The 12,761-nt window shown below is 71.3% G+C and carries 7 protein-coding genes and 1 pseudogene; 3 read left to right on the forward strand and 5 right to left on the reverse strand.

Translation table 11 applies throughout. The features are described 5' to 3' along the window. Positions 1-559: 559 nt before the first annotated feature. Positions 560-2,347: an ATP-dependent helicase gene (locus QSU92_RS01490; RefSeq protein ID WP_289264439.1), complete on the reverse strand. Its 1,788-nt coding sequence runs from the start codon at positions 2,345-2,347 to the stop codon at positions 560-562. Further along, a complete protein-coding gene (gene nudC, locus QSU92_RS01495; protein WP_289264440.1) occupies positions 2,344-3,297 on the reverse strand; it encodes an NAD(+) diphosphatase in 954 nt (317 codons plus the stop codon). The genes QSU92_RS01490 and nudC overlap by 4 nt, the downstream gene beginning before the upstream one ends. Before the next feature lie 77 nt (positions 3,298-3,374). On the opposite strand from nudC, the gene QSU92_RS01500 reads away from it, so the two are divergent. Continuing rightward, complete coding sequence (locus tag QSU92_RS01500; RefSeq protein WP_289264441.1) at positions 3,375-4,667, forward strand: phosphotransferase; 1,293 nt, start codon at positions 3,375-3,377, stop codon at positions 4,665-4,667. Here QSU92_RS01500 and QSU92_RS01505 read toward each other — a convergent pair. Together QSU92_RS01505 and QSU92_RS01510 are read right to left on the reverse strand one after the other, a co-directional pair. Next, positions 4,634-7,913: pseudogene (locus QSU92_RS01505) on the reverse strand (UvrD-helicase domain-containing protein). The gene QSU92_RS01500 and the pseudogene QSU92_RS01505 sit on opposite strands and share 34 nt — an antisense overlap. Further along, positions 7,910-11,149 (reverse strand): ATP-dependent helicase, encoded by a 3,240-nt coding sequence (locus tag QSU92_RS01510; RefSeq protein WP_289264442.1) that lies wholly within the window; start codon positions 11,147-11,149, stop codon positions 7,910-7,912. Before QSU92_RS01510 ends, QSU92_RS01505 begins: the two are co-directional and overlap by 4 nt. 150 nt (positions 11,150-11,299) lie before the next feature. Here QSU92_RS01510 and QSU92_RS01515 point away from each other — a divergent pair, with 150 nt between their 5' ends. Both QSU92_RS01515 and QSU92_RS01520 read left to right on the forward strand, forming a co-directional pair. Continuing rightward, the gene (locus QSU92_RS01515) at positions 11,300-11,524 is read left to right on the forward strand and encodes a DUF3107 domain-containing protein (protein WP_289264443.1); all 225 of its coding nucleotides are present in this window, start codon (positions 11,300-11,302) and stop codon (positions 11,522-11,524) included. Positions 11,525-11,534: 10 nt separating this feature from the next. After that, a complete protein-coding gene (locus QSU92_RS01520) occupies positions 11,535-11,825 on the forward strand; it encodes a hypothetical protein (protein ID WP_289264444.1) in 291 nt (96 codons plus the stop codon). Between the two features lie 37 nt (positions 11,826-11,862). On the opposite strand, the gene QSU92_RS01525 is transcribed toward QSU92_RS01520, so the two are convergent. Beyond that, entirely contained in the window at positions 11,863-12,579 is a 717-nt protein-coding gene (locus QSU92_RS01525) for a ferritin-like fold-containing protein (RefSeq protein WP_289264445.1), read from the reverse strand. Positions 12,580-12,761 lie beyond the last annotated feature (182 nt).

Here is a 12,761-nt window from a genome sequence, read left to right on the forward strand (position 1 = left end):
CGCCTGATCCACGAGCTGGGCACCGGTCTTCCCGCAGCGGCGCTCCCGCTGGTGGCCGCATCGCTGGGGGCTCCGGCAGGGGCCGCCGAGGACCTCCTCACCACGATCTCACCGGCTCTGGAGCGACCGCGCCCGGAATCGCCGACGCGAGCGGTGATCCAGGTCGCGGACGATGTCGCGTCGGCCGTGGTGGAATCGCTCCAGGCGGCGATGGCCTGCTGCGGTCTCGCGTCGGAGCGCTCCGGCTGGCCCGGCGACGTGCCGTCGGATCCCACCGTGCCGGTGATCGCGCTCGCCGCTCACCTCGTCCACCCCGCCCGGGCAGCCGCTCTGATGGCCTCCGACGTGACGCATCTGCCGTTCATCCTGGCCGGGAGCCGCGTCCGCGTCGGTCCACTCGTCGTGCCGGGCATCACGGCGTGCCTCAGCTGCCTGGCTCTCACATCGACGGACGCGGACGCCGGGTGGCCGCTGCTGGCGGCTCAGCTGTGCGGGAGGCCGATCTCCGGTGTCGCGCCGAGCCTGCTGGTCGAGGCCGCGGCGCGGGCGGTGCGGCTCCTCAGCGGCGAGGGGACGACGCCGTCGACGACGACCGAGCTTGTCTTGTCGACCGCGCCGGCGCCCCGGACCCTCCGGCACCGCCCGCACGAACGGTGCGCGTGCCGATCTCCTGCAGGAAACGCGACGGGCGACGATCACGCGGTCCGCGCGACCAGCTCAGATCCAACGTCCGCACGGCCCGCGTGATGCCCACATAGGCCAGTCGTCGCTCTTCGTCGATCGTCTCGAACGTCTGCGCGTAGGAGATGGGCAGCACCCCCTCCGCCAGGCCGACGAGGTACACATGATCCCATTCCAGGCCCTTTGCGGCGTGGAGCGTGGCGAGGGTCACGGTTCGCAGTGTCGGCTCCTCCTGGACCTTCGCCCGCCGGAGCAGATCGTCGGCGAACTCCCGCAGGGTCGTCCCCTCGGGCGCCTCCTCCGCCAGGCGCAGCAGCGCGGCCCGTGCCTCCCACGCCTCGCGCACCGCGCCACCTGCCGGCGGCGGGTCGTCGGTCAGCCCCAGCGAGCGCAGCACATCGCGTACCGCCTCCACGAACGTCCCGGTCAGGGGTGCCACGGCGGCAGCGCGCAGAGCCATCACGGCTTGACGCACCTCGGGGACATCGAAGAACCGGCGCCCGCCCAGCACGCTTGCTGCGATCCCGACGTCCGCCAGCGCCCGCAGCAGCTCGGCGGACTGCGCGTGGGCCCGGTACAGCACCGCGATCCGTGCCGGATCGATCCCCGCCGCGATCCGTGCGCCGACGCGTGCAGCCACAGCCCGGGCCTCCTCGCGCTCATCATCGAATGCGGTGACCGTCGGAAGCGGCGCAGCGTCGGCAGCATCCATCCTGTCCGCGGGGCGCCCTTCCCCCGCGGGCCCTGCGGCCACCAGACGGAGTGCACCGGGACGATCCTTCATCAGCGCGTTGGCGACCCCGAGGATCGCCTGGGTGGACCGGTAGTTCCGCTCCAGACGGATGACGCGGGCATCGGCGTGGCGCCGCTCGAAATCCAAGAGGAACGTCGGGTCCGCTCCCGCGAAGGAGTAGATCGTCTGGCTGGCGTCGCCGACCACGCAGAGGTCTCGTCGATCACCGAGCCACAGCTCGAGGAGGCGTGCCTGCAGCGGGGAGACGTCCTGATACTCATCGACGGTGAAGTGGCGGTACTGCTCGTGGATGGTCGCCGCCACGCGCGGTTCTGCCTCGATCATCCCCGCGCACGCCAGCAGGACGTCTTCGAAGTCGATCTGCCGACGCTGGTCCTTCAGTTGCTCGTAGGCCCGCTGCAGACGCGCGACACGGTCGGCGTCCAGGCCCCCCACCCCCTGCGGCCGCTCACGGACGTACTCCTCGATCGAGCGCATCGTGACCTTCCGCCACTCGATCTCTCCGGCGACATCCCTGAGGGTCGCGGTGTCGGGTTCGAGCCCGATGCCGTCGGCGGCGTGTGCCAGAAGCCGCACCTTGTTGTCGACGATCGACGGCATGGAGTCCCCCGCGAGCGTCGGCCAGAAGTAGTTCAGCTGCGCCAACGCCGTGGCATGGAAGGTCCTGGCGGACACCCCTTCGACGCCGAGGGCACGCAGACGCGCGCGCATCTCTCCGGCCGCCTTCGTGGTGAAGGTCACCGCCATCACGCGACCGGGGGAATAGGCGCCGGTGTCGACGCCGTGTGCGATGCGGTGGGTGATGACGCGGGTCTTCCCCGTTCCGGCGCCCGCGAGCACCACGACGGGTCCGCGCAGCGTCGTCACCGCCTCGAGCTGCTGTTCGTCGAGGTGCTCCAGCGGACCGTTCACGGCGATCCCGCCGCATGCCAGTCGCTGATGAGGCGATGCGCGATCGACGCCGGGCCGGGAAGCAGGAGATCACCACGCCCGCCGAGAGCTTCGCCGATCTCCCGGCGATGGAACCATCGCACGCTCACGATCTCGTCGCCGTCGGGCCGGGCCATGCCGGCGTCGACAGCCTCGGCGGTGAATCCCACCATGAGCGAACGCGGGTACGGCCATGCCTGCGAGGCCTGATACCGAACCTCACCGACTTCCACGCCCGCCTCCTCGCGGATCTCCCGATGGACCGCACCCTCGAGGGACTCGCCCGCCTCGACGAACCCCGCGAAACATGAGTACCGCGGCTCGGTCCACGCCGCATTCGACCCGAGCAGGAGAAGGTCGGGGTCGCCTGGATGCGTCACAGCGACGATCACGGCCGGGTCGGTGCGGGGGAAGTGCTCCCGCCCGCAGGACGGGCAGTGACGCGACCACCCCGCGTGGAGGACCTCGGTGCGAGCGCCGCACGCGGCACAGAACGGCGCCTCGATGTGCCAGCGCCCGAGACTCACCGCGGTGACGGCGAGCGCCGCCTCGGCGGGATGCAGAGACGGAGTCGCGGTCCGCAGCGACGCGTACGTCACCGAGGTGTCGTCGTCTCCCGGCGCGGCCGCATCGGCGGCGAGGACGGCCATCACCACGGCAGCGCCATTCTCGTCGCGGCCCAGGAACGCCCATTCCTCGACCAGCCCCGGAGCCGCGGGGTCCACCCACCGGCTCACCGTGTCCCACGACAGTCCGCCGTCGGCCAGGGGAACCCGGTCCCCCGCCACCGCGAGCACGCGCGTGGCGGGGTCGGCGAGGACAGTCGGGAGCAGCTTCGCGATGATGCGGTCCTCCGCAGCGCGGTCCCACCACGTCATCCGCTCGAGGGCCGTCGGACGTGGCAGCTCTCGGGCGCTGTCGGACGATGTCATCGAGACCTTCCCGCGTTGGTCGACGAGCCAGGGCGTGGCGCGAAGGCCCCGCGGCATGCTCGACCTACCCTGGGCACATGGCACGCTCCTCCCTCACTCTAGCCGCGTCGGTGACCTCTGCTCTGCCCGGCGCAGCTGTCGTCGGCGTCGCCGCGCTGACCGAGAACAGCGCCGGGCGCTACGACTCCGCGCTGGTCGATCTCGACGATGGTCGTCGCGTCGTCGTGCGCGCCCCGGTCGACGACGGCGCCGCGGCGGAGGCGGCGGCCGAGGTGCGTGCCTTGACGGTGCTCACGTCCGGTGTGCGCGGGCTCCTTCCCTTCCGGGTGCCGACCGTGCTGGGCCAGACACCTCTCGTCGGCGGTCGTGCCGTCGTGGCCGACTTCCTGCCGGGCTATCGTGTCGATCCGCCCCACCTCCCCTCGGGTCGAGGAGCCGCGACGTCACTCGGAGAGGCGATCGCAGCCATCCACGCCCTTCCCGTCTCCGTGATCCGCGATGAGGGCCTCCCCGCCCGAACGACCCGCCAGCTGCGCGACGACATCGAGCGGACGGTGGAGCGCGCCGTGGCCACCCGCCGCCTTCCCCCGAGCCTCGATGTGCGGTGGAGTCAGGCGCTGAACGCCGAGGAGCTGTGGCGCTTCGAGACCACGGTCGTGCTCGGCGGTGCCGGTGCCTCGTCCTTCCTCTTCGAGGACTTCGCCGGTGAGCCCCGCGTCACCGGCGTCCTGGACTGGCATGGGCTGAGCGTGGGCGATCCGGCGGGCGATTTCATGTGGCTCGCCTCTGCCCCGGACGCCGCGGACGACGTCTTCGCCTCCTACCTCGCTCGCAGCGTCCACGCCCCCGACGGGCTGCTGCGCGAGCGCGCGCGACTGTACGCGGAGCTGGAGTTCGCCAGATGGCTCGTGCACGGGCACGAGACAGGGCGGTCCGACATCGTCGACGACGCGGTGGAACTGCTGGAGTCACTGGCCGCGGGCGTGGCCGGCGACGACATCGTGCCGCAGGATCGCGGCGACGTCGACGACGCGATCGCGCTGCTCGACCGCGTGCCGGGGCCCGCCGGGTCGGTTGTGGACACCTCCATGCAGACAGACGCCTACGACCCCGCCGAGGTCTCGGGGTGGTTCGGTGACGACCCAGAGGATCAGGACGAGGAGGGACCCGCCGCGGGCGAGCCGACGTCGTCCGGTCGGTCGGCGTCCCCGGCAGATACGGCGCCACTGGACCTCGGCCCGATCCGCGAGCGACTGGACGATGTCGGCGAGGCGGAGCGCGCGTCGCAGGCGGCGCTGCGACGCTGGGCCGTCTCGCCAACAGCGCCAACGTCCCCTCAGCCGCGGAGAACCAGGTCGTCCGCGACGTAGTACAGCGCCACGTCGATCTGGGACACCGGGATACCGTGCTTGGCGTGATAGGCACGACGGTAGAGCTCGAGCTGCACCATGCGCTCCTCACGCTCGCGGGCATTCTTCGGGGGCGCGCCGGTCTTCCAGTCGACGATCTCCACGCGGTCGCCGCGGCGGTAGACGGCATCGAGCTTGCAGATGATGACGTGCGGGCGGCCATCGGGACCGACCATGGTGAAATCGATCTCCGTCTCCACCTCGATCGGCTTCAGGTTCGCCCACTCCGAGGCCAGGAAGCGCTCCTGCAGCCGATCCAGACCGGTCGACGCGGTGTCCACCTCGTCGTGGCCGTCCCAGAGCGCATCGTCCAGTGACGCCGCACGCCCGGGGATCCCCGATCGGCGTTCGACCCATTCGTGGAAGAGCGTACCGATGCGCGTCTGTCGATAGGGGCGTTCCGGGAGCGGCCGGAAATGTGTATCGGCGACTCCGCCGTCCGCCGGGACGAAGTCCTTGTACCTCGATGCCGGAATTCGCGTGGGGAGGGGTCCGCTACGGTGTCGTGCACGCGCGCGACGTTCCGCGAGCAGCATCCTCACCTCGTCGTCCGGGGCGGCCGGAGGCGCATCCAGTGCCTCCCTCACCCGACGCGCCGCCTTCTCGACCCGCTCGCGACGGGCCCCGAGCGCGTCGATCGGCCACGGGAGGACTCTCCGCTCGCCCTCGAACGGATTGGACTCCAGATCGGGCTCGTCGATGTCGATGCCGAGAGCGTCGGCGATCTCGCGCAGGAACACCCCCGTGGGCCTCGGCCGCTTCGTGCCCGCCCAGGGTGAGGCGGTCAGCAGCAGGTATTCCCGCGCACGGGTGACGGCGACGTAGGCCAGACGGCGGTCCTCGTCGAGCTGCCGGGCGCGATGGGCGGCGACGAAGAGGTCGATCTCGCGCTTGAGATCCTGTTGGGTGGGGGCGGCATCCGCCCGCCATGGCAGGGACGGAAGCCATGCCGCATCACCCCGGAACTCGTAGGGAAGTATGCCGAAACCCAGCCACCCCTTCGTATCCTTCGGCGCGGAGGGCAGCTCGTCGGTGACCATGCGGACGACGGCCACGGCATCCCATTCCAGCCCCTTGGATCCGTGGATCGTCAGCAGCTGAACGACATCGTCTTCGGGAGGCTCTGTCCGGGGAGCGAATTCGTCGACCTTCTCTGCGTGATCGAGCCACGCCAGCAGGCTCGCCAACGACCCCGTCTCGTCGGCGGCGAGAAAGGCATGCACCTCGTCCAGGAACGCGCGCAACTGTGCCGAGGCGATCCGCATGGGACCCCGCGTCTCGTTCGCGGCGAGTTCGACGTCCAACAGCAGCTCCGCCTCGATCAGGCGGATGAGCTCGGGCAGCGGCGCTCCTGTGGCGTGGCGCAGACCCGCGAACACCGCTCCGGCCTCCTTCAGCCGCGCACGCGCCTGGGGCGTGAAGGCCGCCATCCAACCGTGGTCAGGGGTCGAACGCACCACGAAATCCAGCGCGTCCACCAGTGACGCGCGGTCCTCCCCCGCACCGGCGCGCACCCGCTCGGCGACGACGTCGTCCAGGGGCTTCAGCGCGGCATCGTGGGTCGCGAGGCGTCGGGCGAGTTCGGCGAGCGCCCGGAGGTCGGCCAGCCCGATGCCCCACCGCGGACCCGCGAGGAGTCGAATGAGGGACGAGCCGGCCGTGGGGTCGCTGATGACGCGGAGGGCGCTGACCACGTCTACCACCTCGGGCGTGGAGAGCAGTCCGCCCAGGCCCAGGATGCGATGCGGGATACCTCGTCGCCCCAGAGCATCGCCGAAACGCACCATGTGCTTCTTGCTTCGGAAGAGGATGGCGCCGGTGGTGGTCAGGCCCGCCCGACGCCGCTCGGAGCGCACCCGGTCGAACCACTCCGCGACCCGCGCAGTCTCGGCGTCGATGTCCGCTTCCACCGCGATCTCGATCGCTCCCTCCGGCGCGTCCGGCCGCGCACGGGCCGGCCACGGCGACGGGCGAGCGCGGGGCGATCGGTGCCAGGACGGCGGCCGCGGCGCGCAGGACGTCACGGCTGTTGCGCCAGCTGGTCATCAGGGCGTAGGTGCCGCAACCCGCGTCACCCGAGAACGCGGCGGAGAATCCGCCGAGGTTGCCCGAACTCGCTCCACGCCACCCGTAGATCGCCTGATGAGGGTCGCCCACCGCCATCACACCGGTGCCGGCGAACACCTCGGCCAGGAGGTCGGACTGGATCACCGAGGTGTCCTGATACTCATCGAGGAGGACGACCCGGAAGCGCTCGCGGAGTTCTGCGGCCACGCGGGAGTGCTGACGAACCACCTCCAGCGCCCCGGCAACCTGGTCGGAGAAATCGATGACGCCCCGTCGACGCTTGGCGTCGAGGTATTCACGAGCGAGATCCGACAGCAGGGCCAGAGCAGCCACGCGGCCTTCGGCGTCGAGGACGTCCTTGTAGACGGTGACAGAGCCCTTGCGGGAGGGACGCTCCAGGACATCGGCGAACCGCTCGGGGAATCGCCGCAGCGCATCGAAGTCGACGAGGTTGTCCGCGCCGTCGCGGGCGATGCGCAGTGCGGCGTCGACGATGGTGCGCAGCGCCTCGGGACGATCCTCGAGACGAGGGTCGTCGGAATCGAGGACCACTCGCCTCATCAGCAGCCAGGCAGCCGACTCGGACAGGACGGCGGTGTCGGTGTCGCGACCGATCCGGACCGCGTGCTCGCGGACGATCTGGTCGGCGAAGCTGTTGTAGGTCGCGATGACGGGCCGCTCGAGGAGGTCATCGCCCGCAGTCGCGCCTCCACTCGCGCCGGAACGCTCGGCGAGCGCGCGCAGATAGCCGAGTCGGGTCGCCTCGTGCTGCGCACCCTCGGTGGAGAAGAAGGTCAGTGCGCCTGAGGCGTGCAGCTCGGGCAGAAGGGGAAGCAACCCGGCCGCCTCGAACTCCCCGAGCCGGCGCAGGCGGCGCTGGACGCGCTCGGCCAGTTCACCCGCCGCCTTGCGCGTGAAGGTCAGTCCGAGGACCTCGTCGCGGCGTACGAAGCCGTTGGCGATGAGCCACACGACGCGACCGGCCATCGTCTCGGTCTTCCCGCTGCCCGCTCCCGCGACGACGAGCGCGGGACGCAGCGGTGACTCGATCACCGCCGCCTGCTCGTCGGTCGGTGGGAACTGCCCGAGCGCGGCGGCGATCACCGCGGACGTGAGACGCGCCGGTTCCGAGGTGCTCACGACGCGCTCACCGCCCCGATCGTGTGGATCCGGCAGAGCCCGTGGCTGTGCTCGTCGCGGCAGTGCTCCTCGTACGGGGCGCGGAAGGACTCGCCGGTCATCACCGTGATCGCGCTGTGGATGCGGGAGAGGAAGGCGGTCCGACGTTCTTCGTCGAAGGGCGGCTGCGTCGGGGTGACGAACTCCCGCTGGGAGGTCGGTCGGAGCACGAGAAGTCGTGCGCCTCCGGAGGGCAGTCCTGCCGTCCCCGCGATGGAGCCGGCCTCGAAGGCCAGTTGATAGGCAGCCAGCTGGGGGTGATCGACGACCTTCGCGTCCGTCTGCGGCTCGCTCTTGCCGGTCTTCAGATCCACGATGACCACGCTGCCGTCCCCCGTGAGCTCGACGCGGTCGATGTATCCCGACAGCACCGCCTGGGCTTTCGCCGCGCGCTCTTCGCCATCGCCTTCGGACGACGGCGCACCCACGGTGAGCCCGGTGGGTTCTTCGGGATCGAAGATCAGCGGAATCTCGAAGTGCGGTTCGGCGTCCAGCAGTCGTCCCCCGTCGGCGTCGAACCGGTCGAGGTAGCGCGCCAGTCGGCGCACGAGGTCGCGGGCCCGGGCGCGCTCGGCCCGGCCCTGCCACGACGCGTCGAACACCAGCTCGTGCCAGCGTCGCTCGACCACCTCCCAGAGCGTGTCTTCGTCGGTTCCCGCGGTGGCGACTTCGAGCGCGGCGTGGATGATCGTCCCGACTCCTGCCGTCGTACTGCCGGGGTCGCCTCCGAGCTCGCCGATGAGCCAGTTCAGCTCGCACTCCTCGAGGGTGTGCAGTCGGGACGGCGACACCCGCACCCGCTCGCGCGCGAGATCGCGCAGCGGTCCGCTCGACGTCGGCGGACGCACCCCGTACCACTCCTCCGGTGACGCCCCGGGCACCTCCGCGGCTGCGAGCAGAGCCAATTGCCCGGCCGCGGCACGAACGCCGGCCGAGTCGGCCGGAGCGTCAGGAGCGGTGAGGGTGCGACGGTGGAGAGCGACGACGCCTCGCAGGCTCAGCGGGTGCGCGGACGATGCAGCGGGGGCCTCGGGATCGGGAAGAAGGTCGAAGAAGACGCTCGGTCCCCGATCGTCGTCGTCGACGGCGGTGACCACCGTCTGCGACCGCGAGCGCGACAGCGCGCGGGCGAAGAGGCGGAGTTCATCGTGAAGGGCCGCGCGCCGACGGTCCAGTCCCGCCGCGCCGGGGTCGGATCCTGCGGGGTATGCAGCGTCGGCCAGCCGCCATGTCTCGAGCAGACTCCCGCGATGGCGGGTGTTCGGCCAGACCCCGTCCTGGACGCCCGCGACGATGACGGTATCCACATCCAGGCCGAGGGCCGCTGCCGGCGTCAGCACCGCGACCACGTCGTGCGGGAGCGCGGCATCCAACCGATCGTCGGCCACGGCACTGTCGAGAAGTCCGCGAATGAAAGCGCGCGCATCCGCGTCCATCGAACGTTCGACGAAGCGCTTGGCCGCCTGGAACAGCGCGACCATCGCGTCGAGGTCACGACCGGCCTGATCGGCGAGCGGGCCGTGCCCCTTCGCCTGCTCCACCCATGCCCGCTCCAGGCGGCTGCACTCCCACGCGGTCCAGAGCAGTTCGTGGATGGTGGCATCCAGCGCAGCCTGTTCCCTCAGGCGTGCGAGGGTGTCGGCCACCACGGCAGCGCGGCGGGCCTCCCGCGTGTCGATCAGCTCCCACTCGAGGGGATGGATCATCGCGGACAGCAGCAGATCGCGTCCCGACCGGTCACCGCCCTCGGCGATCTCCCGATGCCGAAGTGCCGTTCGCAGCCTGCGCAGCTCGATGGAATCGAGGCGGCCGCACACCCCCTCCAGAGCGACGGAGACATCGTCGACGGTCCAGTCCTCGACGGGCCGGTGGGCCAGATCCACGAGCCGGAGGATGTCGCGGACGGCACGCACCTCTCCGAGTGCTCGACCCGCGCCTTGCGAACGCGCCGGGACCTCACGCGCTGCGAGCTCGGTCTCGAGCGCGGCGACCTGCCGACTGTCGTGCGCGACCACCGCCAACTCGCGCCACGGTACGCCGTCGAGCAGGTGACGTTCGCGCAGGATCCGTGCGACGGTGTCGAACTCCTCCGCGGCGGATCTCAGCACGAGCGCGCGCACCGACGAGTCCTGCGCCGTCGGATCGGGCGCGCGGCGGTGGGCCACGACCCCGACCGCACCGATCCGCTCGACGACGCGGCGGACGGTCTCGCGCTGGGCAGGGGTGCCGCGGTGGCCCTCCCCGAGCACATGCACGGTCTTCAGCGAGGCGGCCAACCGGGCGAAGTTCTCCGGTGACGCACCCCGGAACGCACCCGCCCCGACGTCCGGGTCGCCGAACGCCAGCACGGCGACGCCCCGGGCGGCGCAGGCCTCCAGCAGCTCGATCGCACCCAGTGTGAGCTCCTGTGCGTCGTCGACGAGCAGAACGCGCACCCCGCCGGCGACCGCGCGCGCAGCCGCGGCGTCTCGTGCTCGGCGCACGAGCCCGACCGCCTCGCGGACGAGCCCCGCCGCGTCGCGGTGCGCACCGCGCATCGCCGCGCGCACGTCGAGGTACTCCTGGAAGAACGATGCCAGCGGATGCCACACCTCGACCTCGCACGTCCGGGCCAGGCGACCGAGCGCCGTCGGCTCGACGCCCAGGGTGGTGCATTCGGCGAGGAACGTGCGCACCTCGGTGCGGAACCCCGCCGTCGCCCGGATCTCGGGCCCGAGCCATGCCGGCCACCCGCGGGGACGACCAGCCGCTTCGTCCTCGGCGTCGCCGTCGAGCAGGTCGCGCAGCAGCTGATCTTCGTCGCCTCCCGTGAGCAGCTGCGGCGCGTCGCCGCCGGAGGAGAGCTCGGCGGCGCGCACGATCTGGAACGCGAACGAGGGCACCGAACGGGCCGGAGCGCCCGACGTCGCCCGCCCGGCGGCCAGCGACAGCCGGTCGCGCAGGACCGTCGCGGTCTGCCGGGTGGGCGTGAGGACGAGGATCTCATCGGGGTCGGCCCCCTCGTCCACGAGGTGGCGGAACCGCTCGATGACGGTGCGGGTCTTGCCCGATCCCGGCGCACCCACCACGACGCCCGAGGCGTCCGCGGGAAGCCCGACCACCGCCGACTGATCCCCATCCAGGATCGGGGCGGCGCGGCCCTCCACCTGCACGTCTGCCGGTCCGGGTACCAGCGCAGGCAGGTCGGTCGATGTCACGCTTCGACGCTAACCCGGGGCTCCGACAACCCCCGTCACCACACCGACGTGGCGTTCGCCCAGAGCGTGCCCGACCGCCCTTCACCCCTCAGCCGGTGTCGTAGAGTTGCCATGCGCATCGAGGTCCGAGCGCGAGAGGAAGGCAGACACGTGGAGATCCGTATCGGTATCGCGAACACCGGCCGCGAGCTCAACTTCGAAACGAGCGAGTCGGCGGCGGACGTGAAGGCGTCGGTGGCAGCCGCGCTCGATGCCGGCGCGACCCACGTGAGCTTCGCCGACAACAAGGGCAACACCTACATCGTGCCCACCGCGGGTCTCGCCTATGTCGAGGTCGGGACCGAGGAGTCCCGCCGCGTCGGTTTCGTCGCCTGAGGACTCGACCGTGCAGATCCTCCTGGCCTTCATCGCCGGCGCCGCGATCGGCATCGCGATCCACTTCCTGCTGCAGGGTCGCGACAGCCGTGGGGTGATGCTCGCGCCGGTGATCGGCGCCGCCGCATCGGGGATCGTCTGGTCGGCACTGACCTGGTCGGGTGTGGGGATCGACAATCCGTGGATCTGGCTGAGCGCCCTGGTCGCCCCGGCCGTGGTCACCGCGCCGATCGTGGCTCTGCTGGCGCGCGCACGCGTCGCCGCCGACCGGCGGGAGCGCGACCGGCTCGGCATCGCCTGAGCGGCACCCCGACGGTCGGTGCCGGGATGGGAGCCGCTCAGGCGGCCAGGCCCATGTCCTCCATGCGCCGGGAGTGCGCCGCCATCAACGCGGTGAACACCGGTTCGACCCGCTTCTCATCGGAGGCGGCGAGCGTCGGAGGACGCAGGGCGGCGCGCGCGATCAGGAGGGTGTCGCCTACCAGGCGCCGGCCCCACATCGCCAGCAGGGAGCGCCATTCCGGGTCGCTCTGGATCGTCTCGACGACCAGATCGACGATCGCCTGCCGGTCGTCGTCTGCGCGGAGGATCCGCGCGACCCGTCGACCCGTCTCGCCGTAGCTGGCGGAGAGCGCGAGATAGAAGTCGTCGAGCATGCCGGCGGTGATGTGAACGGAGAGCATCGTCTCCTCGGGTCGGACCCCGTGAGCCGCCCGGCGGAATGCGTCCAACGGCTCCCGGAACGGGAGCATCAGCGAGGTGGGGTCCTCGCCGCGATCACGGATCAGCGCCACCAGCTCCTCGTGCTTGGTCAGCGCCGCGCCCGCGGCCCGGGAGAGTGACTCCTTCTCGGCCAGCGACGGGGTCATCGCGATCAGCTCGGAGAGGGTCTCGAAGAAGCCGAGCTGCAGATACGCCGCCTGCCCGAGGAAGGTGCTGACGTCGGGAGCCAGCTCGGCGAAATCCACGCGCCGCGCGTCGCCGAAATCCCCCCGTGACCGCAACGACAGGGTCCGAGCGGTGCCACGCTGCCTTCGCCAGAACCAGTTCACCACGCAGGTCACCTTACCGTCGCGGCTCGCCGCCACGAGGGCGTCGGCGGGCTCGCGGCCGTCGCCGGGTATTCTGGGACGCGTTCCGGCATCGGATCGGAACCCCCGCGCCTGCGGTCGACGAAGGGCGTGGATCCATCACACGGCCCGCCTGCCACATCCGGGCCCCTTCGACAGACAGGCAT

This window comes from Microbacterium sp. ET2, assembly GCF_030347395.1.
GTDB lineage: Bacteria > Actinomycetota > Actinomycetes > Actinomycetales > Microbacteriaceae > Microbacterium > Microbacterium albipurpureum.

Coding starts and splice junctions, on each gene's coding strand:
- nudC (WP_289264440.1), bottom strand. CDS start 3,297: ATGACATCGTCCGACAGCGCCCGAGAGCTGCCACGTCCGACGGCCCTC.
- QSU92_RS01500 (WP_289264441.1), top strand. CDS start 3,375: ATGGCACGCTCCTCCCTCACTCTAGCCGCGTCGGTGACCTCTGCTCTG.